Origin of the sequence: Streptomyces sp. GESEQ-4 (assembly GCF_017948455.1) — a bacterium.
Classification (GTDB): Bacteria; Actinomycetota; Actinomycetes; order Streptomycetales; family Streptomycetaceae; genus Streptomyces.
On sequence record NZ_JAFFSU010000024.1, the window covers coordinates 91,137 to 114,643 of the forward strand.

Below are 23,507 nucleotides of genomic sequence, written 5' to 3' on the forward strand. Positions count from 1 at the left end.
ATCACTCAGAGCGCCTTGAGCGCCGCCGCCGTAGCCCGAGTCAACGCCTCCAGATACCCCTTCGGCAGCTTCGGGCTGCGGATCACCACCGAGCGCCAGTACAGCGGCCCGGAGATGAGATCCAAAGCCAAATCGGCGTCGATCCCCTCCCGCACCTCACCCCGCCGCTGAGCCGCCGCCACGATCCCGCTCGCCACCCCGTCCTGTCCCTCGCGCACGGCCTTCTGCATGGCCTCGGCGATCTCGGGGTTGCGGGCGGCCTCGGCCTGGAGGTCCGGGATGATCTGTGAGGCGACGGGGTGCCTCAGCGCCCGGGACGTCACCTCGTACAGCAGGCGCAGGTCGCTCTCGAGGGAGCCGGTGTCCGGGGCGGGCAGGCCCTGGACGGCGATGGCGGAGACCAGGTCGAGGACCAGGTGCAGTTTGGAGCGCCAGCGGCGGTAGACCGCTGTCTTGCCTACGCCCGCGCGGCGCGCGATGCCCTCGATGGACATCCGCGCGTAGCCGACGGCCGCGAGTTCCTCGAAGACGGCGCCCCGGATCGCCTCCGTCACATCCGCCCGGAGTACGGCCGCACCGGCCGGGGGCCTGCGGCGCCGGCGTTCGGCCACCTGGGCCCTTGGCTCGTCGGCGTTCGTCGTCATGCGCACCAGCATAGGACGTTACGACGACACGGTTGCGTTCCGACGTTAAATCGGAATACTCTCGCGTTGCGACGATACGGTCCCGTCCCGACGTAAGAGAACGTGAAGAAACACGTAAGGAAACAGCAGGGGATCAAGGACCGCGCCGTGTGCACCCCCACCCCTCGAGCGAAAGCAGCGGATGTGAGCCAGGTCCTCGACGCACCGCCCCTCACCGCGACCACCCCGGCTGACGACGGCGACCTCGCGGCGCTCGCCGCCCGCCACGGCCTCACGGTCAGCGGCGCCCGCCCGTCCCTGCCCGAGTACATCCGCCAGCTGTGGGACCGACGGCACTTCATCACGGCCTTCTCGACCGCCCGGCTCACCTCCCAGTACAGCCAGGCGAAGCTGGGCCAGGTCTGGCAGGTGATGACCCCGCTGCTGAACGCGGCGGTCTACTTCCTCATCTTCGGCGTGCTGATGGGCACCAAGAAGGGCGTGCCGGACTACGTCCCGTTCCTGGTCACGGGCGTGTTCGTGTGGACCTTCACGCAGAGCTCGATCCTGTCGGGCACCCGCGCGATCTCCGGCAACCAGGGCCTCGTACGGGCCCTGCACTTCCCGCGCGCCGCGCTGCCGATCTCCATGTGCCTCCAGCAGCTCCAGCAGCTGCTGTTCTCGATGGCGGCCCTCGTCGTCATCCTGCTCGTCTTCGGCGTCCCGGTCGCCTTCTCCTGGGTGCTGGCGATCCCCGCCCTGCTGCTGCAGTTCACGTTCAACGCGGGCGTGTCGATGATCATGGCCCGAGTCGGGGCGAAGACGCCGGACATCGCACAGCTGATGCCGTTCGTGCTGCGCACCTGGATGTACACCTCGGGTGTGATGTGGAGCATCGAGCACCTGCTCAGCAAGCACCACGACTGGCCGTCCTGGGTCGGCCCGGTCCTCAAGGCCAACCCGGCCGCCGTCTACATCGACCTGATGCGCTTCGCGCTCATCGACAGCTTCCACGCGAACCAGCTGCCCCCGCACGTGTGGGCCATCGCGACGGGCTGGGCCCTGCTCGCCGGAGTCGGCGGCTTCATCTACTTCTGGAAGGCTGAGGAGACGTACGGCCGTGGCTGATCACACCTCTGAGAACGTCCCCCCCGTCCCCACCGTCATCGCCGACGGCGTCGACATCGTCTACCGCGTCAACGGCACCGGAGCCGGCCGCGGCTCCGCCACCGCCGCCCTCAACCGCATGCTGCGCCGCAAGCAGACCGAGAAGGCGGCCGGCGTCCGCACGGTGCACGCCGTGCGGAACGTGTCCTTCGTCGCGTACAAGGGCGAGGCGATCGGCCTCATCGGCACCAACGGCTCCGGCAAGTCGACCCTGCTCAAGGCGGTCGCGGGCCTCCTCCCGGTGGAGAACGGCGCCATCTACACCGACGGCCAGCCCTCCCTCCTCGGCGTCAACGCCGCCCTGATGAACGACCTCACCGGCGAGCGCAACGTCCACCTCGGCGGCCTCGCCATGGGCATGTCCCGCGAGCAGATCAAGGAGCGCTACGAGGAGATCGTCGACTTCTCCGGCATCAACGACAAGGGCGACTTCATCACCCTCCCCATGCGGACGTACTCCTCCGGCATGGCCGCCCGCCTGCGCTTCTCCATCGCCGCCGCCAAGGACCACGACGTTCTGCTCATCGACGAGGCCCTCGCCACCGGCGACGCCAACTTCCGCAAGCGCTCCGAGGCCCGGATCCGCGAACTGCGCAAGAGCGCCGGCACGGTGTTCCTGGTCAGCCACAACAACAAGTCCATCCGCGACACCTGCGACCGCGTGCTGTGGCTGGAGCGTGGCGAACTGCGCATGGACGGGCCGACCGAGGACGTCCTCAAGGAGTACGAGGCGTTCACCGGCGACAAGGCCCCCAACAAGCCGAAGCCCAAGCCGAAGGCGGCGGCACCGAAGGTTCCGCAACCTTCCTGAGTCTCCGCTCGCACGGAGTTTCTTCTTCTACGACGATCAGGGCGCCCCGAGCTGTAGCAGCTCGGGGCGCCCTGATCGTCGTATCGCCGCCTACGAATGCGTCCGCAGCAGCGTCCGCATCGTCCGCATCGCCACCGACAGGTTGGCCAGGTCGAACGCGTCCGAGTTCTGGATCTCCTCCAGCGTGGCGCGGGCGCGGGCGAGGATCGCCGCGTTCTTCTGCTCCCAGAGCTTGAACCGCTGCTCGGGCGTATCCGTGCCGTTGCCGACCGCGAGGACGTCCGCCGTCACCGCCGAGTGGGCGGCGTAGAGGTCCTCGCGGATGGCGGCGCGGGCCATGGACTGCCAGCGGTCGGCGCGGGGCAGCTCGATGATGCGGTCCATGAGCTGGGTGATGCCGAGCCGGTCGGCGAGGTCGTAGTAGACCTCGGCGACGTCCAGCGGCTCCTTGCTCATGCGGTCGGCCACCGAGACGATGTCCAGCGTCGGGAAGGCGGAGGAGAACCCGGCCACCCGGGTGGCGAGTTCGTCCGGGACGCCGACGCCGGTCAGCTCGTCGTGGATCTGCTGGTACCAGTCGAGGTCGGCGCCGCGCAGCAGCTTCGGCAGCTGCGACCAGACCTGCTCGACGCGGTCGCCGAAGAACTCGACGGTCTCGGCGAGTTCCAGCGGCTGCGGCCGGTTGTTGAGCAGCCAGCGCGTGCCGCGCTCGCACAGCCGGCGCGAGTGCAGTCGGATACGGGTCTGGACGGCCGCCTCGACCTTGTTGTCGAGCAACTCCACGGCGTCCCACACCGCGGCCGCGTGGAAGATCGTCCGGGCCGCGGTCTGCGCCCGCACGATCTCCTCGAGGGAGGCCCCGGTCTCCTCGCGCAGCCGGTGCAGGAAGCTCGTACCGCCCGTGTTGACCGTGTCGTTGACCAGGACGGTCGTCACGATCTCGCGGTGCAGCGGGTGGCTGTCGATGTGCTCGGGGAACTTCTCGCGCAGCGGGGCCGGGAAGTACGCGTAGAGCAGACCGCGCAGATAGGGGTCGTCGGGCAGTGAGGTGTGCAGCAGCTCGTCGGCGACCGTGATCTTCGTGTACGCCAGCAGGACCGCCGTCTCCGGACCGGTCAACCCCTGTCCCGCGCCGAGGCGTTCGCGGATCTGACGGTCGGTGGGCAGGAATTCGATGGCCCGGTCGAGGTGGCCCTCGCGGACCAGGTGGCGCATGAAGCGCTGCTGGGCGTGGAGCATGTCCTTGGACTGGGCCAGCGCGTTGGAGATCGCGGTGTTCTGCGCGTAGTTGTTGCGCAGGACCAGCCGGCCGACCTCGTCGGTCATCTCGGCGAGCAGCTTGTTGCGCTGCTTGACGGTCATGTCGCCGTCCGTGACCAGGCTGTTGAGCAGGATCTTGATGTTCACCTCGTGGTCGGAGGTGTCCACGCCGGCGCTGTTGTCGATCGCGTCCGTGTTGATCTTGCCGCCGTGCCGGGCGAACTCGATCCGGCCGAGCTGGGTCAGGCCCAGGTTGCCGCCCTCGCCGACGACCTTGACGCGCAGGTCGGCGCCGTCGACCCGGATCGAATCGTTCGCCTTGTCGCCGACGTCCGCGTGGGACTCGGTGGACGCCTTGACGTACGTACCGATGCCGCCGTTCCACAGCAGGTCGACCGGCGACTTGAGGATCGCCTTCATCAGGTCGGCCGGGGTCATCTTGGCGACCTTGCCCTCGATACCGAGGGCCTCCCGGATGTGGCCGTTGATCGGGATCGACTTGGCGCTGCGGGGGAACACACCGCCGCCCGCCGACAGCAGCTCGGTGTTGTAGTCGGCCCAGCTGGAGCGCGGCAGCTCGAAGACCCGGCGGCGCTCGGCGTACCCGGTGGCCGCGTCCGGGTTCGGGTCGATGAAGATGTGCCGGTGGTCGAAGGCGGCGACCAGCCGGATGTGCTCGCTGAGCAGCATGCCGTTGCCGAACACGTCACCGGACATGTCGCCGATGCCGACGACCGTGAAGTCCTCGGACTGGGTGTCGACGCCCAGCTCCCTGAAGTGCCGCTTCACGGACTCCCAGGCGCCGCGCGCGGTGATGCCCATGCCCTTGTGGTCGTACCCGGCGCTGCCGCCGGAGGCGAAGGCGTCGCCGAGCCAGAAGTTGTAGCTGCCAGCGACCTCGTTGGCGATGTCCGAGAACGTCGCCGTGCCCTTGTCGGCCGCGACCACGAGGTAGGTGTCGTCCTCGTCGTGCCGGACCACGTCGGCGGGCGGGACGACCTCGCCGGCCACCATGTTGTCGGTGATGTCGAGCAGCGCCGAGATGAAGGTCTTGTAGCTGCCGATGCCCTCGGCCAGCCACGCGTCGCGGTCCACGGACGGATCCGGCAGCTGCTTGGCGACGAACCCGCCCTTGGCGCCGACCGGCACGATGACGGTGTTCTTCACCATCTGCGCCTTGACCAGGCCGAGGATCTCGGTCCGGAAGTCCTCCTTGCGGTCGGACCAGCGCAGCCCACCGCGTGCGACCTTGCCGAACCTGAGGTGCACACCCTCCACCCGCGGCGAGTACACCCAGATCTCGTACGCCGGACGCGGCGCCGGCAGATCGGGGATCGCCTGCGGGTCGAACTTCATGGAGACGTAGTCGTGCGGCCGGCCGCCCACGGCCTCCTGGAAGAAGTTCGTCCGCAGGGTCGCCTTGATGACGGTGAGGAAGGACCGCAGGATCCGGTCCTCGTCGAGCGACGCGACCTGGTCGAGCGCCGCGTCGACCTCTTCGAGGAGGGCGTCCACGATCTCCCGGCCCGCCCGCTGCCGGTCCGGTGACATCCGCGCCTCGAAGAGCGAGACGAGGAGCCGGGTGGTGTGGACGTTGTTGCGGAGGGTGTCCTCCATGTAGTCCTGGCTGAAGGTGGAGCCGGCCTGGCGCAGGTACTTCGCGTACGCCCGCAGCACCATCGCCTGCCGCCAGTTGAGACCGGCGCTCAGCACCAGGGAGTTGAAGCCGTCGTTCTCCGCCTTGCCGGTCCAGGTGGCGGCGAAGGCCTCCTGGAACCGCTCGCGCCCGTCGTCGCCCAGGTAGTCACCGGCGGCACCGGCCAGCTTGGGCATGCGCAGGCCGAAGTCGTAGATCCAGCCGGTCGTACGGTCCGAGCAGCGCAGTTCGTACGGCCGCTCGTCGATGACCTCGACGCCGAGCCGGTTGAGGACCGGCAGGACCGCGGACAGGGAGACGGGGGCACCCTTGCGGTAGATCTTGAAGCGGCGCTCCTCGGGCGCGGCGCCCACCGGTTCGTACAGGCTCAGCTCGAAGTTCTGCTCTTCGGTGAGCTGTTCCAGGTGGACCAGGTCGGCGACCGCGGCGCGCGGGGAGTGGTCGGCCTTGTAGCCCTCGGTGAAGGCGTTGCCGTACTTGCGCAGCAGCCCGGCCGCCCGCTCCTCGCCGAGCTCGGCGTTGAGCGCCTCACCGAACCCGTCCGCCCAGGAACGGGCGGCCTCCACCAGCCGTGCCTCGATGCGCTCCTTGTCGCTGTCGCTCAGCTCCGACAGCTCGGTGCCCTGCGGGACCCGGACGACGAAGTGCAGCCGGGAGAGGATCGACTCGGTGTTCCAGGCCGTGAAGTCGACGCTGGTACCGCCGAGTTCCTCCTTGAGGATGTCGATGATCCGCAGCCGTACGCCCGTGGTGTACCGGTCGCGCGGGAGGTAGACGAGGGCCGAGTAGTAGCGCCCGTACTCGTCCTGGCGGAGGTAGAGCCGCAGCCGCCGTCGCTCCTGCAGATAGAGGACGGAGGTGACGATGGACCGCAGTTCGTCGACCGGCGTCTGGAACAGCTCGTCGCGCGGGTACGTCTCCAGGATCTGCAGCAGATCGCGCCCGTCGTGGCTGTTGGGCGAGAACCCGGCCCCCTCCAGCACCTCGGCCACCTTGCGCCGGATGACGGGCACCCGGCGGACGGACTCGGTGTACGCGGCGGACGAGAAGAGCCCGAGGAACCGCCGCTCACCGACGACTTCCCCGTTCTCGTCGAACTTCTTGACGCCCACATAGTCGAGATACGACGGCCGGTGCACGGTCGACCGGCTGTTGGCCTTGGTGAGGATGAGGAGCTTGTGCTCACGGGCCTTGGCCCGGGCATCGGCGGGCAGCCGCTCGAAGGAGGGGCTGACGGGATGGCTCTCTTCAGTGGCGTGATGCGGATCGGACCGCAGAATGCCGAGCCCGGTACCGGGCACAGCCGCGAGGGAATCGTCGTCCCGCAGCTCGTACTCCCGGTATCCCAGGAACGTGAAGTGGTCGGCGGCCAGCCAGCGCAGCAGCTCCCTGGCCTCCTCGACCTCCTGCTCCCGCAGGTCGGACGTGGGCTCCCTGGGCAGCTCCTCGGCCATCCGCAGCGCCGCGTCCCGCATCTTCTCCCAGTCCTCGACGGCCTCCCGGGCATCGGAGAGGACACGCAGCAGATCGGTGGTGATCTGCTTGAGGTCGGAGCGGTCGGTCTCACGGTCGATCTCTACGTGGATCCAGGACTCGGTGTGCGCGTCGTGCGGACGCTCGCCGGCCGGCGGGTCGCTGAGCACCTCGATGAGCTTGCCGGTGACATCCCGACGGACGATCACCTGCGGGTGGATGACGACGTGGATGCCGCGTCCCTGCCGAGTCAGCTCATTGGTGACGGAGTCGACGAGAAACGGCATGTCATCGGTGACGACCTCGACGACCGAGTGGCTGCAGGTCCACCCGTTCTCTTCCACGGTGGGCGTGTGAACCCGCACATTGGCCGTACCCTGCGGTCGGTTCTCGGCCAGCCGGTAGTGGGAGAAGGCGGCGCCGAAGATGTCGACCGGGTCGCGGTCGGTGAGGTCCTCCGGTGCGGTGTGCAGGTAGTAGCGCTGGAGGAACGCGAGCACGATGTCGTGGTCCGGGGTGCCGGAAGTGCCCTCGTCCGTCGTCCCAGTCGGTAGATACCCCCCGACCGGGCTGTTCTCAGCTACCCGGGCGGCCCTGTCGAGCAACTCGGCTTTGGCTTCGTCCAGCTTGGTCTGCATTGTCCTCTGGCTCCTGTCGCGCGCCATTGCGTGACGTAGAAGGAAGTACGGTCTCTTCCCCTCCGACGTAACGTCTCGACGCGGGGTGTCCGGTCTGCTTCGACGCTATGCCGCAAGGTGAGATGAGCGGGGGGTTATCAGCCATTCTCGACGCGCCCGAGGGGTGTGACGCTGCTCTCTGCGCCGCAGGCACCCCGGGTGCACTGGCCGTCCTGGGAGCCTCACCGGCCCCCTCCCACCCGCGAAGACCAGCGACCACCGCCCGGCCACGGCTGTCAGCCGTGAACCCCGGGCGCACAACGGAGACACCAAGGCCCCCGCGATCTATCGCGCTGATCACGCCACCAGGCTATCGCTCCGGCCGGGGCCCCCGTCATGAGCCGTATGTGTACAAAACCGGGGGCTGAAGTTTGCCGTTCTGCACAGTGCGGGGACCGCGCCTAGGCTGGGAATGGGTTCCGGCCCAGTGCGAGCATCCGCCCCGCCAAGCTGCGGGCACCCGCCCCGCCAAGCTGCCGGCACCCGCCCGGCCAAGCTGCGGACATCCGCCCGCCAAGCGGCCGTCCCGCTCCGCCAAGCTGCGGGCATTCGTGCCGCCTAGGGCGGCACGGGTGGGCGCAGGCGGCACCCCGTCAGCGCCGGGCTGCGCGACCCACCCCCGCCCAGCCTCAACCCGCGGCACCCGCCCCAGTGCCGGGTCGCACGACCCACCTCACCCCGCACCAACCCCATGCACCGCACAAACTCCGGCACCTCAACACCCCCCACCGCCGTCCCCCTTGGCAAGACCCCCACCCCGAGGCACGTTGCCCATAGCACCCGCACCCGCACCCTCGAGGGGAGCGCAGCCCATGTCGGCCAAGATCCTCATCGTCACCGGCGACGCAGCCGAGTCCCTGGAAGTCCTGTACCCCTACCAACGCCTCCGCGAAGAGGGCTACGACGTCCACATCGCCGCCCCCACCCGCAAAAAGCTCCAGTTCGTCGTCCACGACTTCGAACCCGGCTTCGACACCTACACCGAAAAGCCCGGCTACACCTGGCCCGCAGACCTGGCCTTCGCCGACGTCGACCCCGGCCAGTACGCCGCCCTCGTCATCCCCGGCGGCCGAGCCCCGGAGTACCTCCGCAACGACCCCGAACTCCGCAAGATCCTCAAGTCCTTCTTCGACGCCGACAAACCCGTCGCCCAGATCTGCCACGGCCCCCTCCTCACCGCCGCGACAGACAGCCTCCGAGGCCGCCGCGTCACCGCGTACCCGGCGCTGGAGCCGGACATGCAGGCCGCCGGCGCCACCTTCCAGGACACCGAGGCTGTGGTGGACGGCACCCTCGTCTCCTCCCGCGCCTGGCCCGACCACCCCAGCTGGATGCGAGAGTTCCTCACCGTCCTCCGCGCGAAGGCCCCAGCAACCTGAGCCACCGACCCGAGCACCCCACCTAAGCGCCCACCTCCACCCGCACGCCCGCCGCAGGCGTCACGCGGCCAACCGCTCCGCCACCGCGACCGCCTCCCCCAACGTGTCCACCACCGGCACTCCCGTCTCCTCAAGACTCGCCCGGCTGTGCGACCCCCCTGTGTACAGCACGGCCCGCGCCCCCACATGACGCGCCGCCAGCGCGTCATCCGCGGCATCCCCGATCACCACCGTACGAGCGGGGTCCACACCGGCGAGCGCCGCGACGTGCCGCTCCATGTGCTCGGCCTTGCTGCCCCCGGACGGCCCGGTCCGCCCGTCGACCCGTATGAAGTGCGGCTCGATCCCGAACCCCCGCACCAGCGGGACGAGTTCGTCATGGACGTACATGCTGAGCAGTGACTGGCTGCGCCCCGCCGACCGCCAGCTCTCCAGCAGCTCGGCGACACCCTCGGTGAGCCCGCACGTCACCCGGTGCTCGGTGTAGTACCGATGGAAGGTCTCGTCCATGACCAACCACTCGTCCTCGGTCGGCAGCCGCCCCAGCAGCCGCTCGTAGAACTTCGGCACCGGCACGCAGTACAGCGACCGGTACTCCTCCATCGTGATCGGGTCGAGCCCCAGCTCGGTGAAAGCCGCGTTCGTCGCCCCGATGATCGCTTCGTTGTCGTGGAACAGCGTCCCGTTCCAGTCCCAGACAATGTGCGCGTCCGTCTGCATCCCCATGCCAAAAACCGTACCCGCCACCACTGACAATCAAGAGAACCAGCAGGTCAAAGCCAGATCCCTCGATCCCAGGAGACGGTCCGGGCGGGCCGGCGTCAGTCTCCCAGCCCCACCAGATTCGCAATCTCCTGCCTGGCGAACCACAGCAGCTCGTGATCCTCGGCCCCGTCCACGACGAACTGAGCGTCGTCGTCACCGGCGTCCGCAGCCTCGAGCGCCTCCGCCGCGGCGGCCACATCCGCCTCCGCGTCGCCGGCGTCGGCATGCACCGACGCGGCCTTGGCCAGCGATACGGCCCCGCCGATCCGCACCTCCCCCAGCGCCGAGGGATCGAGCCCCCGGTCGGGGTCGGCGACCGCGGCGCCCTCGGGCACGTCGACGGCGACCACGACCCGGCGCCGTACCGCCCCGGGGTCGGCCGCCAGCAGCCGCAGCGAGGCCAGCGCGGCCCGGCTGAGCGCCGCGTACTCGAGCTCCTCGATGTCGTCGGAGAGGTACCACTCGCGCAACCCGGGCGTGACGGCGTAGGCGACGAACGGCCCGTCTCCCAACTCACCCGTCTTGTACGCCTCGGCGAGACCGGAGAGGGTCAGAGGGACGTAGACGCGCATGGCTGGCCGCTTTCGTGGTCGAGGGCTCCGCAGTGATCCCGGGAAGAGCGAGTCCCGCGTCTCCCGGGGGCCTTCAGGATACGTGCGGGCGTCCCCTTTCGAGTTCCTGCCCTTGCCTCGGGAGGCGTCCACCTCGGGCTCGGAACTCACCCGGTGCGCCCGCGAGATCACGGGCCTGGACAGTCCTGGATCACCCGGATAAGTGAACCGTGCGACCACCTCGGCGCGGACCACGTCCGCCTTGCCCCCGCCGTCCGCGGCCCCGTACAAGATCCCCACCAGCAAGTTACTGCCCGGTACTTCCGGGCCCACCGAGCGGGGACACTCATGAACAAGGTCATGACCAGGGCGAACCACGACGCGGGCACTCGCCCTCCCGGCCGCCGTGACACCCGCCGCCCCGGCGGCACCCCGCCCCGCACATCAAGGGGCACGGCATCGCGCACCAGGACGCGCACCGAGGCGCGTACGGCCTCCGCCACCGCGTCTCCCGCCGTACCGCCTCAGCCCCTGCCCAGGCCCGCCCCGCGCCCCCGTCCCACCGACGTCTTCGCCGACCGCCTGCTGCTCGTCCTGAGCGGCCAGCGCCCGGTCCACTGGATGCTGGGCCACACCGCGGGCCGCGCCTACGACGAACTTGCCCGGCTCGCGGAACACGGTCTCCTGCGCACCCGCGGCACGCGCCCCGTCGTCCGCGACATCGGCTACTACATCGTCCACGCCGGCGCCGTCGAGGCCTTCGCCCGCATCGGCGCCGGTGACGAACTGCGCGCCATGGCCTTCCGCCTGGAGAAGGGCCCGGACCTGCGCTGGCGCTGCACCGCGCTGGAACTCGACGGCCCGCGCACACCGGAGCCCGACGACGACTGAAGCGCGCCCCGCCCGCAACGAGGGCTGCGGGCACCCTCAGGATGCCCCGCCCATAACGAGGGGCCGGGACCCTCGAGATGCCCGCCCACAACGAGAGGCCGGGCACCCTCAGGATGCCCGGCCCCTCACCACTCGGCCTCGCTCATGGAGCAGCCATCACGACCGCTGCCACTCTCGCGAAGCGCCCGTCACTTCTTGCGGCGCCGCCCGCCGCGCGCCTGCTTGCGGCGCTCCGCGCGGGTGAGACCGTCGGACTCGGAACGCGCCCCGGCGGTCTCCTCCTCGCTGGCGAACTCGCCCTCCACGGTGCCGCCTTCGCCGTCCACGGTCGGCGCGGTGAAGTGCAGGTTGCGCCGCTGCGGAGCCTCCAGGCCCTTGGCGCGGATCTCGGGGCGGGACCCCGCCTGCGCCGGTACCGCGTCCTGCTTCTGCAGGCTCGGCTGCTTGGCGTCCTCGACCGGGACCTCCTCGACCTGCTGCTCGACCTGGACCTCCAGGTTGAACAGGTAGCCGACGGACTCCTCCTTGATGCCCTCCATCATGGCGGTGAACATGTCGAAGCCCTCGCGCTGGTACTCGACCAGGGGATCCTTCTGCGCCATCGCGCGCAGGCCGATGCCCTCCTGGAGGTAGTCCATCTCGTAGAGGTGCTCGCGCCACTTGCGGTCCAGGACCGACAGCACGACCCGGCGCTCCAGCTCACGCATGATCTCGGAGCCGAGCTGCGCCTCACGCGATTCGTACTGCTCGCGGATGTCGTCCTTGATGGAGTCGGCGAGGAACTCGGCGGTGAGGCCGGCCCGGTCGCCGGCCGCCTCCTCCAGCTCCTCGACGGTGACCTTCACCGGGTAGAGCTGCTTGAAGGCGCCCCACAGCCGGTCCAGGTCCCACTCCTCCGCGAAGCCCTCGGCGGTCTCGGCCTGGACGTACGCGTCGATCGTGTCGTCCATGAAGTGCTGGATCTGCTCGTGCAGGTCCTCGCCCTCCAGAACGCGGCGGCGCTCGCCGTAGATGACCTCGCGCTGCCGGTTGAGAACCTCGTCGTACTTCAGAACGTTCTTACGGGTCTCGAAGTTCTGCTGCTCGACCTGCGACTGGGCCGACGCGATCGCGCGCGTGACCATCTTGTTCTCGATCGGCACATCGTCCGGGACGTTGGCCATCGACATCACGCGCTCGACCATCTGGGCCTTGAACAGGCGCATCAGGTCGTCGCCGAGCGACAGGTAGAAGCGGGACTCACCGGGGTCGCCCTGACGACCGGAACGACCGCGCAGCTGGTTGTCGATCCGACGCGACTCATGCCGCTCGGTGCCCAGGACGTAGAGCCCGCCGAGGTCCTTGACCTCCTCGAACTCGGCCCGCACCGCCTTCTCGGCCCGCTCCAGGGCGGCGGGCAGCGCGGCGGCCCACTCCTCGATGTGCTCCTCGGGGTCGAGGCCGCGCTGGCGCAGCTCGGCCTCGGCGAGGTCGTCGGGGTTGCCGCCGAGCTTGATGTCCGTACCACGGCCGGCCATGTTGGTGGCGACCGTCACGGCGCCCCTGCGGCCGGCCTGGGCGACGATCGACGCCTCGCGGTCGTGCTGCTTGGCGTTCAGCACTTCGTGCTGGATGCCGCGCTTGGAGAGCTGCTGCGAGAGGTATTCGGACTTCTCGACCGACGTCGTACCGACGAGGATCGGCTGGCCCTTCTCGTGCTTCTCGGCGATGTCGTCGACGACCGCGTCGAACTTCGCGACCTCGGTGCGGTAGATCAGGTCCGACTGGTCCGCGCGGACCATCGGCCGGTTGGTCGGGATGGGGACCACGCCGAGCTTGTAGATCTGGTGGAACTCGGCGGCCTCGGTCATCGCCGTACCGGTCATGCCGGAGAGCTTGTCGTAGAGACGGAAGAAGTTCTGCAGGGTGATCGTGGCGAGCGTCTGGTTCTCGTCCTTGATGTCCACCCCTTCCTTCGCCTCGATCGCCTGGTGCATGCCCTCGTTGTAACGGCGGCCGGCGAGGATACGGCCGGTGTGCTCGTCGACGATCATGACCTCGCCGTCGATGACGACGTAGTCCTTGTCCTTCTTGAAGAGCTCCTTCGCCTTGATGGCGTTGTTCAGGTAGCCCACCAGCGGCGTGTTCACCGACTCGTAGAGGTTGTCGATGCCCAGCCAGTCCTCGACCTTGCTGACACCGGACTCGTGGATGGCGACCGTGCGCTTCTTCTCGTCGACGTCGTAGTCGCCGGTCTCCTCGATGCCCTTGAGGGGGTTGCCCGCCTCGCCGCGCTTGAGGCGCGTGACCAGCTTGGCGAAGTCGCCGTACCACTTGGTGGCCTGGTCGGCCGGGCCGGAGATGATCAGCGGCGTACGGGCCTCGTCGATGAGGATGGAGTCGACCTCGTCGACGATGGCGAAGTTGTGGCCGCGCTGGACGAGTTCGTCCTTGGACCACGCCATGTTGTCGCGCAGGTAGTCGAAGCCGAACTCGTTGTTCGTGCCGTACGTGATGTCGCAGCCGTACTGCTCGCGGCGCTGGGCCGGCGTCATGTTGGCGAGGATGCAGCCGACGGACAGGCCCAGGAACCGGTGGATGCGGCCCATCATCTCGGAGTCGCGCTCGGCCAGGTAGTCGTTGACCGTGATGATGTGGACGCCGTCTCCGGAGAGGGCGTTCAGATACGCGGGCAGGGTGCCGACCAGGGTCTTGCCCTCGCCGGTCTTCATCTCGGCCACGTAGCCCCAGTGCAGGGCCGCGCCGCCCATCATCTGCACGTCGTAGTGGCGCTGGCCGAGGACGCGCTTGGCGGCCTCCCGTACGGTGGCGAACGCCTCGGGCAACAGGTCGTCCAGGCTCTCACCATCGGCATACCGCTGCTTGTACTCATCGGTGAGGGCCCGCAGCTCGGCGTCGGAGAGGTCGACGAAGTCCTCTTCGATGGAGTTGACCTGGTCCGCGATGCGGTGCAGCTTGCGCAGGATTTTGCCTTCGCCTGCACGCATGATCTTCGAGAGGACGGACACGGGGGTTGGTCTCCTTGCCGGTCGGGCCTGGGACGGTCGGTTTCATTTGACTTGACTGAGCAACGGCCATCGTATGCGAGGACCCCGGCACGCCGGGAGGCCTGCCGTGACTGCGACTGTCCGCTGCTGCACAACTCTTCAATACTCTTCATTAGGGGACAACGGCCGGGGCCCACGGATGGTGCCGCGTCGCGCCGACGAATTGCGCGAACTGTGATCGCCCGCTCACGCACCGCAAAAAGATGGCGTCTTCATCGAGACCCCGACCAGAATCACCGGATGGAACCCGCCACGCTGACCACCGGCCGTCTCGTCCTGCGCACGGTCGGTCCGCAGGACACGGACGCCGTGTACGCCGCCGCCCAGGACCCCGAGATCCAGCGCTGGACCACGATCCCCTCGCCCTACCTCCCCGAACACGCCGAGAGCTTCACGGAACACCTGGCTCCGGACGGCTGGGCGAACGGTTCCATGTTCACCTTCGGCGTCTTCCTCCCCGAAGGGGAGTTGGTCGGCATGCTCAGCATCACCATCCGCTCCCTGGGCGTGGCCGAGGTCGGTTACTGGTCCGCAAAGCACCACCGTGGCAACGGCTACATCACCGAGGCCACCTTCACCGCCGCCCGCTGGGCCTTCACCCACGTCTCCGTCGACCGCATCGAATGGCGAGCCGAAGTAGGCAACACAGCCTCCCGCGCCGTCGCCGAACGCGCCGGCTTCACCATCGAAGGCACCCTCCGCTCCGCCCTCAACAACAAGGGCGTACGCCGAGACTGCTGGATCGGCTCCCTACTCCCCTCAGACCTGGGCCTCCCCTCAACAGCCCCCTACCTACCAACACCCCCCACCCCACCCACCCACTGACGACGACACCACCCACTGGTGGCGGCTGGCTCCTCGACGCCGGTGCGCGCATTCCAGCCCGTCCGGCGTTTGAGGACGAGGCCGTTCAGGCCGAAGCGGGGGTCTGGGAGCGGCAGCCCCCAGGGATGGGACGGGTAGGGGCGGCGGGGGCGAAACACCGCGAGGCCCGCACCCACGCCGGGCACCCACACAACGAACCCGCAGCTCACCCCCCACTGTCAGACCCACCCCCTATCGTGCGGAACCATGACGACCCTCCCGCGCCCGAGCACGGAGCTCTCCGCAGACGACGCCCGCCGCCTCGCCCTCCGCGCCCAGGGCTTCATCGGCGCCCCCGACCGCCGCTCCGGCGTCCGCGGCCTCCTCCGCCACCTCGGCGCGGTCCAACTCGACACCATCTCGGTCCTGGCCCGCTCCCACGAACTCATCCCGTACGCCCGCCTGGGCGCGGTGAGCCGCAAAACCATCGAGAGCGCCTACTGGACGCCCGCATCCGAGGCCACCCCTCCGGCACAACCGCACGCCTTCGAATACTGGTCCCACGCTGCCTGCATACTCCCCATCGAGGAATGGCCCCACTTCGCCTTCCGCCGCCGCGCCTACCGCAACCGCCCGCACTGGAACCACGACCTCCCGGACGGCACCTACGACCAGGTGATCAAGCGGCTGCAAGCGGAAGGCCCCCTCACCGCCACGGAGTTGGGCGGCGCGAAGAGAACCAGCGAGTGGTGGGACTGGTCCGGCGCAAAGGTCGCCGTCGAGCGCGCCCTGATGCACGGCGAGGTGGTCTGCGTGTCACGCCGCGGCTGGAAGCGTGTCTACGACCTGGCAGAACGCGCGATCCCGGACACCCTCCTGCACGACGACCTCGACGACACCGAGTGCCTCCGCAGACTGGTCCGCCTCGCCGGCCAGTCCCTAGGCGTCGGCACTCGCGCGGACATCGCCGACTACCACCGCCTCAAGGGCGACCAGGTCGACGCGGTGATCGCCGAGTCGGGCCTGGTCCCGGTCACGGTCGAGGGCTGGGGCAAACCGGCCTGGGCCGACCCGGCGGCCCTGGAGACCCCTCCACGTGGCCGCCACCGCACCACGCTGCTGTCCCCGTTCGACTCGTTGATCTGGGAACGGGCGCGCACCGAGCGGATCTTCGGCTTCACCCACCGCCTGGAGGCCTACGTCCCCAAGCCAAAGCGTGTGTACGGCTATTTCGCGATGCCGGTCCTGGCAGGGGGCCGCCTCGTCGGCCGCGTCGACCCGGCCCGCGACGGCCGCACCCTGGTGGCCAAGCAGGTCACCCTGGACGGCCCCAAGGCAGTCCCGGCCGTCGCCCAGGCCCTGGCCGAAGCGGCAAGCTGGGTCGACTGCACGGACGTACGCGTGGAGCGTGTGGACGCCCCGGAACTGCGCGAGCCCCTCACGAGGGAACTCACCCGCATACTGGCGTGATCGTCAGCGGATCTCGAGGATCTTCTCCCGCATCGCATACACGACCGCCTCCATCCTGGAGTGCAGCTGCAGCTTCTCCAGGATGTTGCGCACATGGTTCTTCACGGTGTTCTCGGAGATGAACAACTCCTTGGCGATATCGCGGTTGTTCATCCCCGTGGCGACGAGCTTGAGCACTTCCAGCTCGCGGTCCGTAAGCCGCGGCGCAGGCACCAGCCGTCGCTCGTCGGTCCGCTGGATCATCGACTTGAACTCGGTCAGCAGCTTCGACGCCATGGAAGGGCTGATCTGCGACTGGCCGTCGGCCACCGCGCGAATGGCGGTGGCCACCTCGTCCGTCGAGATCTCCTTGAGGAGATAACCGGTCGCGCCCGCCTTGATGGCCTCGTAGAGGTCGGCTTCCTCGTCGCTGATGGTCAGCATGATGATTTTGGCACTGGGGGCCACTTCCTTGATCGAGGTGCACGCCTCGATCCCGCCCCGCTTGGGCATCCGTACGTCCATCAGGACGATGTCCGGCAGCAGATCGGCTGCCTTGTCGACGGCCTCCGCGCCGTCGCCCGCCTCCCCGACGACCTGGATGTCCTCCTCGGCCGCGAGCACGATCTCCAGACCACGACGGAAGAGGGCGTGGTCGTCCACGACCAGGACGCGGATCGGCTCCTTACGTGGTGAGCCCGTGTCCGGGCCCATGCCGGCGACGCCGTCGTCGGCGTCTCCGTCATGCATCGGTCCGAAGCTGTCCGCCATCGTTCCTCCCCCTGAAGGCTGTGGCTGGTCCTGTGCCATCGCCAACCCAAGGCAACGGCCCACCGGTTGGGCCGGTCCGGCCATGATTCCATGCCCGGACGACACTGAGGTGACAGAGCGGGGCGCGAAGTGGTCGCACACGGGTGCCCCTGGGGGCGCATACGCGCTCCAGGGGCACCGTCAGATGTGCCGCCGGCCGGATGGGTCAGCCACCCAGCGTGCCGCCTGCCGCGGGGGACTGCGCCTGGGCCACCATCGGGTCGGTGTTGAGGTGGATGACGCCGTAGTCGTATGCGTGCCGCCGGTAGACGACGCTCGGCTCCTTCGTCTCGGAGTCGACGAACAGATAGAAGTCGTGCCCGACCAGCTCCATCTCGTAGAGAGCCTGGTCGAGGGTCATCGGAGAGGCGACGTGGGTCTTCTCGCGGACTACGAGGGGGCCTTCACCCTTCACTTCCAGCGAGCCGATCTTCTTGACGGGCACGCCGTCCGAGTCTTCGTCGTGGACGGTGTGGCCGTTCCCGTTGAGCGTCGCCGCGCCCGGAACGTGGTCGGGGACCTCGGCTGCCGTGAGCCGTCGCGCGCCCCGGCGTGTGTGGCGCTTGTCGTGCTGCTTGCGCAGCCGGGCATCCAGCTTCTCCGCCGCCAGGTCGAGTGCCGCATACGGATCGCTGGCCGCCGCCTCCGCCCGGATCACCGGACCGCGGGAGCGGAGCGTGATCTCCACTCGATCCGATCGGTCGGCCTGTCGCGGGTTCGGCTCCTTGGACACCTCGACGTCGAGGCTGATCACCTTGCCATCGAGCTTCTGGATCTTCTCCAGCTTCAGCTTCTCGGCCACGTGCTTGCGGAACCGCTCGGGCACCTCGGTCTTGCGGCCCTTGACGACGATGTCCACGCAGAACTCCGTTCCCGGATCGCTCCGCTTCAGTGGCGGAGCATCTCCCTTTTGCATCAGGCTCCGGTGAGGCCGGAACCTCGGACTCGGTGACGTTCACCTCCTCCTCCCCCGCGGGCAAGATCTCCACCCCGCCGGCCCGGTGATTGCGCAAAACCCGCGGCACGGCATTCGATATGCGAGGTATGGCCTGGGCCTTTCCCTCACAACCGAACATATCTCGCCTGGACGGATGTCGTCACCCTCTACCGCGGCGTACCTCCACTCAGGTGAATTGCTCCTCTCATAACCTGCAACGATGCGCGTTCACAGTCAGTTCCGGTTTATTTCGAAAGAATCCGGCGAGGCCGCGACCACAGCTGCGCAGACCTTGTCACCGGCCCGGCGCGGGCCCGCCATTCCTGGCACTCCGTGCCTTCGGTCCACTGCCTCGTCCATTGATCCAGTCCTTCGTTCCTCTGTCCTTTCCCGAGGCGCCGCGGCATACACCGCCGTAGCCCTTCTTGCGTACGTTTCCGGCCCCTCTGCCCCGCGGTACCCAGCCGTCCCGTCCGTACGTCCGCATGCGGCCACTGCCGCGGTCGCCGCCCGCACGGCTCGCGCCGCCTCCGTCAGGGAGGCGCCCGTCGTCATCAGGTCGTCGACGAGCACGACCGGGCCCGCGGTGAGCAAACCTGCCCCTGCGGACGCCACCGCCAGCGCGCCCGCGAGATTGTCCAGCCGCTGCCGGGAGTTGAGCCCCGCCTGGTCGGCCACGGCCCTTCGCTGCCGCAGCACGGCGACCACCCGCGCCGGCACCCCGCCCCGCCGCAACTCCCCCGCGGCGGCGAGCGCGATGCGCCGAGCCGGATCATGCCCCCGAGCCCGCACCGCCCCACGCGCGGAGGGCACGGGAACGAGCAGCACAGGCCGGCCGTCCGGTGCCTGTTCGCTGGTCAGCCCCGCCCTCACAGCCCCTGCCAAGGCCGTGCCCAACGGTGCCGCGAGCGCCAGCGCGCCCCGTTCCTTGTGAGCGAGCAGCACCGCACGCACCTCGTCCGCGTACCGGGCGGCCGCGTGCACGGTCGGCAGCCCGGGCGGCTCCGGCACCGGCCGCACCCGGCGCGGTACGGCCCCGCTCAGCGCCGTACGGCACTCCGGGCAGAGCACCGTACGAGGCCGACCGCAGCCTCCGCACTCGGCCGGCAGCACCAGGTCGGTGAGGTCCTGCCACCACCCCCGCATGCCCACCACTGTGCCAACACCCGCGCCACGCGGCCACCCCTGTGGATAACGCGCTGTGGATAACTGCGGACGCCGACTGGACGGCCGTATCGCGGAACCGTGCGCAGCACCGGAGCACGCGGCCGCCGCGTCGGAGAGCGCGCGGAGGGAGAACCGCAGCGCCCCGAAGCCTCACCCGGGATAAACCGGCGCCGAGCCCTCCGCGATCACCTTCTGCCACTGGGCCCCGGTCGGCAGGCGCACGATCCCGTCCTCCGAGTACGCCACGAGCGGCAGCCGCTCGTCCTCGGCCGCGGCGATCTCCTTCACGCCGGTCAGAGCGGCGGGCGCCGGCCCTTCAGGTGTGGAGCCGTCGACGGCGGCATACCGCATCTGCTGCACGCCGCCCTCCTCGCGCCCGACGACCACCAGTCGGCTGTCGCCGGCCCACGACATGGCGCTGACCTCTTCCAACTCCGGTGCCGCGGAATGCAGTCCGGAGACCGAGACGGCCTGGCTCTCGCCCACCTTCCCGCTCCGCTCGATCCGCCCGATGAGCAGGGACTGCTTACCGCCCTTGTCGACGACGAGCGCGATCCGTACCCCGTCGGAGGCCACCCGGACGGATGCGATACGGCCGCCCAGCTCCGGCGTGTCCACGACGATCGGCTCGCCCGCGCCGTCCTCCAGCATCAGCAGCCTGGAGTTGTCGGGATCCTGGTCGGCCACCCACAGATCGCCCTGGCTGTCCCAGCTGGGCGTCGTCAAGCGGTCCTCCACCGAGCCGCCCGCGCTGCGCAGCACGGCCTCCCCGAGGGAACCGCTCGCCACCATCGATCCGACGTACAGGGACTTGCCGTCCGCGGATACGGCAGCCGCCCTGCTCTCGTCGCGCGAGACCGCCACCGACCGCAACTCGACGTCACCCTCGCCCAGCGCGCCCGGCACCGCTTCGGATTGCTTGTCGCTGCTGTCGGCCGCCATCCGCACGAGCCGCTTCTTGCCGTCGACGAAGTACAGGTACTCGGTACGCCTCGCCTCACCGCGCGCGGCGACCCCGTCGGCGCTGTCCTTGGTGAGCGTGCACAGCTGGGTGTCGCCCGACTTCAGCTCGACCTCGTCGACGACGGGAGTGAGGTTCTGCAGGGTGAAGAGGATCTGGGCCGCCATCTCGTTGCACTTGCTCGTCCCGACCCGTGCGGCCTTCTCGTTCAACGGCACGGTCAGCTTGTTCTGGTCGTCGGGCGTCAACGAGGTGACGCCCTTCTTCAGCGCCGTACCGGTCGGGAAGCTGGACCTGACGACCGACTTGAGCCAGGCGGTGGGCCCGTTGAGCAGGGAGCGCACCATCTGCGTCATCGGGTCGACATGCCGTCGTACGTACACCGGATCGGCGACCGCCGCACGCTGCTGCACGACCGTCCCGGCCGCGGTGTTCGAGGCGAGGAAGTACTTGTCCACGGACATGTAGTTGCGCTGGAAGTCCGACCTGCCCATGACGACGCCCGGCGGCAGGCCGTCGATGCGCCACTGCTTGGTCTTCTCCTCCCGCACGAGGTACACCGTCTGGCTGTAGTTCCCGCGCGCGGGCTCATACGCCTGCTGCCTGTCCACCGCGGCGACCTTGGTACCGGCGAGCGTGAAGGAGAAGTAGTCACTGTCCTCGCGGGGCCCCGGGTCGGGCGTGGTGTCGGGCGCGCTCGCGAGCACCGTCGTGGACATCTCCGGCTGCCACGTCTTGGCGGCCCTTGCGGTCAGGTACTTGCGCGCCGTCTCATAGCGCGGATCGTCGCTGGTCAGCGCCTCCAGGAAGCCGTCCACGATCTGCTGGGGCTGAGCACCCTCGGAGGGCGGCATCGCGAAGACCCGCACCTGTGAGTCCTGGCGGGGTGTGGATTCGACGCCGCGCAGATCCCCGCTGTCGGGCATCGAGGCGCATCCGGCCAGCAGTACGCCGCCGCAGACGGCGTACGCCACCGCGCGCACCGGTCGACGTCGCGCGCCCCCCTCGCGGTCAGCGCCCACGAAATGCCTCCCCTTGCTGTTCCACGTCCTGCGACGCGGCGTCCGCACGGTCCGAGGACACGCCACGCGGCCCGTCCGCAGCCGGCGTGTCGTCCTGTCGTCGGGTGCCTGAAGTCGGCCGGGGCACCACGCGCGCGCCGTTGCCGGGCAGCGCCGTCGGGTCCGCCGTCGGCGCCACGGAGGCCATCCGCGGTGTGATCGACATTGACGCCCCCTGCTCGCCCGCCGGCTGCGCCGGCACGGTCGCGCTCTTCTCGGCACCGCCGTGCGGCAGTCCGGCGTCGTCAAGTCCGCGATTGCGTCGCGAGTCCTTCGGCTCCAGCGGTATCGGGGAGCCCCGAAGCGGCTCGTCCGCGGTCCTCGGCAGCGTCAGCCGGAACTGCGAGCCGCCGCCCGGCTCACCCCATGCCTGCAACCAGCCCCCGTGCAGCCGCGCGTCCTCCAGAGCGATCGACAGCCCCAACCCCGTACCACCGGTGGTACGCGCGCGTGCCGGGTCGGCCCGCCAGAACCGGCTGAACACACGAGTCGCCTCGCCGGGCTTGAGCCCGACTCCGTAGTCACGCACCGCGACAGCGACCGCCCCGCCCGCCGCGGCGAGCTTGACGACGACGTCCTTGCCCTCGCCGTGCTCCACGGCGTTGACGATGAGGTTGCGCAGGACACGCTCCACCCGCCTCGCGTCCGCCTCCGCGACGACGGGCTGCTGGTCGCCGACGACCCGTATGTGCGTGCCCTTGCGCTCGGCGAGCGGCTCGGCACCGCTGACGACCCGCCGTACGACCTCCCTGAGGTCTATCGGCTCGGCCTCCAGCGCCGCCGCGCCCGCGTCGAAGCGGCTGATCTCCAGCAGATCCGCGAGCAGCGACTCGAACCGGTCCAACTGGTCGGCCAGCAGCTCCGCCGACCGCGCGGTCACGGGATCGAAGTCCTCCCGCGCCTCGTGGATCACGTCGGCGGCCATCCGTACGGTCGTCAGCGGCGTCCGCAGCTCGTGCGAGACATCGGACACGAACCGCCGCTGCATCCGCGACAGGTCCTCCAGCTGCTGGATCTTCAGCTGCAGATTCTGCGCCATCTTGTTGAAGGCCTCGCCGAGCCGCGCGATGTCGTCCTCGCCGGTGACCTTCATACGTTCCTGCAGGCGCCCCGCGGACAGCCGCTCGGCGATGCCCGCGGCCATCCGAACGGGGGTGACGACCTGGCGCACCACAAGCCAGGCAATGGCCCCGAGGAGAACGACCACGAACAGCCCGGCCGTCGCCAGCGTCCCCTTGACCAAGCTCAGCGACTTCTCCTCCTGCGTCAGCGGGAAGAGGTAGTACAGCTGGTATGGGTCACGGTTCGGGTCGTCGACCTGCTTGCCGATGACCAGGGCCGGCTGGGACTCCTTGTCGGTGTTGTAGATGATGCGGGTGTAGCTCTGGACCGCCGCGGGGCTGGTGTCGACACGTTCACGCAGTTCCTCGGGCACGCTGGCGAACGGGTCGACGTAACCCGAGGCGCGCGGACCGCGCCCACCGCCGGTCTCGTCGCCCGCGGGGAGCGTGACGACGTCGAAGGCGCCCTGGCCGCCGCTGGACAGCGAGGAGACCAGATCGCTCATCCATTCGATGACGTTCTGCGCGGGACGGCCGTCCGCCGTGGTGGCGTCGTCCACGGTGCCGCTGGCCGTCTCCTCGGCGTTCTGCTTGGCAACCGCGAACCCACCGGTGGCCTGGCTCTGCGAGGCCTTCACCTTGGCGTCCAGCAGGCCGTTGCGCACCTGCCCGATGACGACGAAGCCGAGCAGCAGGACCACGCCCAACGACATCAGCAGCGTCGTGACGACGACCTTGAGCTGGATGTTGCGCCGCCACAGCCGCATGACGGGCAGCAGCGGCCGTCGTACCCAGCGCATGAACAGGCGCAGCACCGGGCTGCCCTGGACTCCACCCTGCAGCAGCCCGCCCTCGAGGAAACGCCCCCAGCGGGAGCCCGCAGCCTTCCGGCCGACAGGCCGCCCCGCGCGGCCCCCGGGCTTGCCGGGCGCCGAAGCGGCACTGTCCCCGGACAT

The 23,507-nt window shown here is 69.3% G+C and carries 16 protein-coding genes; 6 read left to right on the forward strand and 10 right to left on the reverse strand.

The window, feature by feature from the left end; genetic code table 11:
• Positions 1-5 precede the first annotated feature (5 nt).
• The gene (locus tag KCH48_RS33435) at positions 6-644 is read right to left on the reverse strand and encodes a TetR/AcrR family transcriptional regulator (RefSeq protein WP_246886252.1); all 639 of its coding nucleotides are present in this window, start codon (positions 642-644) and stop codon (positions 6-8) included.
• A 183-nt stretch (positions 645-827) separates the two neighbouring features.
• On the opposite strand from KCH48_RS33435, the gene KCH48_RS33440 reads away from it, so the two are divergent.
• Positions 828-1,751: an ABC transporter permease gene (locus KCH48_RS33440; protein WP_210580188.1), complete on the forward strand. Its 924-nt coding sequence runs from the start codon at positions 828-830 to the stop codon at positions 1,749-1,751.
• Positions 1,744-2,601 (forward strand): ABC transporter ATP-binding protein, encoded by an 858-nt coding sequence (locus KCH48_RS33445; RefSeq protein ID WP_210580196.1) that lies wholly within the window; start codon positions 1,744-1,746, stop codon positions 2,599-2,601. The genes KCH48_RS33440 and KCH48_RS33445 overlap by 8 nt, the downstream gene beginning before the upstream one ends.
• A 90-nt stretch (positions 2,602-2,691) precedes the next feature.
• Here the strand turns inward: KCH48_RS33445 and KCH48_RS33450 are convergent, their stop codons facing one another.
• Positions 2,692-7,629: an NAD-glutamate dehydrogenase gene (locus KCH48_RS33450; protein WP_210580198.1), complete on the reverse strand. Its 4,938-nt coding sequence runs from the start codon at positions 7,627-7,629 to the stop codon at positions 2,692-2,694.
• Between the two features lie 851 nt (positions 7,630-8,480).
• Here KCH48_RS33450 and KCH48_RS33455 point away from each other — a divergent pair.
• Positions 8,481-9,047, forward strand: a complete 567-nt coding sequence (locus KCH48_RS33455) for a DJ-1/PfpI family protein (RefSeq protein WP_210580200.1) — start codon at positions 8,481-8,483, stop codon at positions 9,045-9,047.
• A 60-nt stretch (positions 9,048-9,107) separates the two neighbouring features.
• Here KCH48_RS33455 and KCH48_RS33460 read toward each other — a convergent pair whose 3' ends face one another.
• Both KCH48_RS33460 and KCH48_RS33465 read right to left on the reverse strand, forming a co-directional pair.
• Complete coding sequence (locus KCH48_RS33460) at positions 9,108-9,773, reverse strand: HAD family hydrolase (protein ID WP_210580202.1); 666 nt, start codon at positions 9,771-9,773, stop codon at positions 9,108-9,110.
• Positions 9,774-9,868: 95 nt separating this feature from the next.
• Positions 9,869-10,384, reverse strand: coding sequence for a hypothetical protein (locus KCH48_RS33465; RefSeq protein WP_210580204.1), 516 nt, complete (start codon positions 10,382-10,384; stop codon positions 9,869-9,871).
• 327 nt (positions 10,385-10,711) lie between these two features.
• Here KCH48_RS33465 and KCH48_RS33470 point away from each other — a divergent pair, with 327 nt between their 5' ends.
• Positions 10,712-11,254 (forward strand): Rv3235 family protein, encoded by a 543-nt coding sequence (locus tag KCH48_RS33470; protein WP_210580206.1) that lies wholly within the window; start codon positions 10,712-10,714, stop codon positions 11,252-11,254.
• A 188-nt stretch (positions 11,255-11,442) separates the two neighbouring features.
• Here the strand turns inward: KCH48_RS33470 and secA are convergent, their stop codons facing one another.
• A complete protein-coding gene (gene secA / locus KCH48_RS33475) occupies positions 11,443-14,262 on the reverse strand; it encodes a preprotein translocase subunit SecA (RefSeq protein ID WP_210580207.1) in 2,820 nt (939 codons plus the stop codon).
• A gap of 279 nt (positions 14,263-14,541) precedes the next feature.
• On the opposite strand from secA, the gene KCH48_RS33480 reads away from it, so the two are divergent.
• Both KCH48_RS33480 and KCH48_RS33485 read left to right on the forward strand, forming a co-directional pair.
• Entirely contained in the window at positions 14,542-15,126 is a 585-nt protein-coding gene (locus tag KCH48_RS33480) for a GNAT family N-acetyltransferase (RefSeq protein WP_210580209.1), read from the forward strand.
• 246 nt (positions 15,127-15,372) lie between these two features.
• The gene (locus tag KCH48_RS33485) at positions 15,373-16,575 is read left to right on the forward strand and encodes a winged helix-turn-helix domain-containing protein (protein WP_210580211.1); all 1,203 of its coding nucleotides are present in this window, start codon (positions 15,373-15,375) and stop codon (positions 16,573-16,575) included.
• Positions 16,576-16,578: 3 nt separating this feature from the next.
• Here the strand turns inward: KCH48_RS33485 and KCH48_RS33490 are convergent, their stop codons facing one another.
• The 5 genes from KCH48_RS33490 to mtrB form a co-directional block, all read right to left on the reverse strand.
• Positions 16,579-17,325, reverse strand: a complete 747-nt coding sequence (locus tag KCH48_RS33490; RefSeq protein WP_210580213.1) for a response regulator transcription factor — start codon at positions 17,323-17,325, stop codon at positions 16,579-16,581.
• A gap of 205 nt (positions 17,326-17,530) precedes the next feature.
• Positions 17,531-18,223, reverse strand: a complete 693-nt coding sequence (gene hpf, locus KCH48_RS33495) for a ribosome hibernation-promoting factor, HPF/YfiA family (RefSeq protein WP_374104737.1) — start codon at positions 18,221-18,223, stop codon at positions 17,531-17,533.
• A 312-nt stretch (positions 18,224-18,535) separates the two neighbouring features.
• On the reverse strand, positions 18,536-19,447 hold the full coding sequence (locus KCH48_RS42560; protein WP_246886254.1) for a ComF family protein: 912 nt from the start codon (positions 19,445-19,447) through the stop codon (positions 18,536-18,538).
• A 171-nt stretch (positions 19,448-19,618) separates the two neighbouring features.
• Positions 19,619-21,451, reverse strand: coding sequence for an LpqB family beta-propeller domain-containing protein (locus tag KCH48_RS33500; RefSeq protein ID WP_210580215.1), 1,833 nt, complete (start codon positions 21,449-21,451; stop codon positions 19,619-19,621).
• Entirely contained in the window at positions 21,441-23,507 is a 2,067-nt protein-coding gene (mtrB, locus tag KCH48_RS33505; protein WP_210580222.1) for an MtrAB system histidine kinase MtrB, read from the reverse strand. Before mtrB ends, KCH48_RS33500 begins: the two co-directional genes overlap by 11 nt.